The sequence below is a fragment of the Mesorhizobium sp. CNPSo 4670 genome, from assembly GCF_057784235.1.
In genome coordinates, this window is record NZ_JBWJFQ010000070.1 from 1 (window position 1) to 813 (window position 813).

Genomic DNA, 813 nt, shown 5'->3' on the forward strand with positions numbered 1-813 from the left:
GCAGTAATCACTCGCGCACCCTCTCGCACGAGTTCTTTCGCCGCCGCAATCACAGCCGATGTTTTTTCCTCACCATCCGCCCCGAAAATGCAGGTATTGTTGAGCCCCGGTACGGTTTTATAGCGCACGGGAACGCTCCACGTGGTGGCGTTGCCGGCGTCTCCGGGGATGTACGGACGGAGACCGGGTCCCGGCATGCGATCAAGCATCAAAATGCCCACAGGTGCCCCGTGGAACGCCAATCGGGGCCTAACCCAGGACGGCCAGCGTTTTCCTTGGGCACGAGGAAAATCAGTCATGTGTTTCACCCTTATAGCAGCCCATATCTGACGATGGGCGGTCGTCGTAGCGATGGTTATCACGCGGCCTTGGCCGAGTTCCTGGAATATTGGTAGCGTTATGCCCGGATTTCTGCGCTTCTCCTGAGCTGCGGTCATTTATTGCGACGCTTTAGTTCGCTGGAGCTACATACAAGACTGGCGACGACCCGTGCGAAACAAGTGCTAGAGTCACAACGTTAGCGCAGCCTGGCGGTGTGCATGCCGGCGCATCGTATTGGTGCTGCGCCGGGCATCGCAATCCCAAAAAGTCAGCAATTTACCAGCAGGTCGCGTGACATATTGCTCAGCGACTTCGCGCCATTATCGGTCACGCGAACGGTCTCACTGAAGATGTAACCATCGGTCTTCTCAAAGATACCAATGAGGAGGTGGAAGGTCATGTTGGCCTGAAGCACCGTCTCATCTCCCTCCTGAAAGCTCGGGCCGCCGTCCACCCAATCGATGCCTATTGAGTATCCAATTCTGGATTCTT

1 pseudogene is annotated in these 813 nt (G+C 56.2%); it reads right to left on the minus strand.

The features are described 5' to 3' along the window. Positions 1-589 precede the first annotated feature (589 nt). Positions 590-813, minus strand: a pseudogene (locus AC0ZT5_RS35110) (M24 family metallopeptidase); the annotation flags it as partial.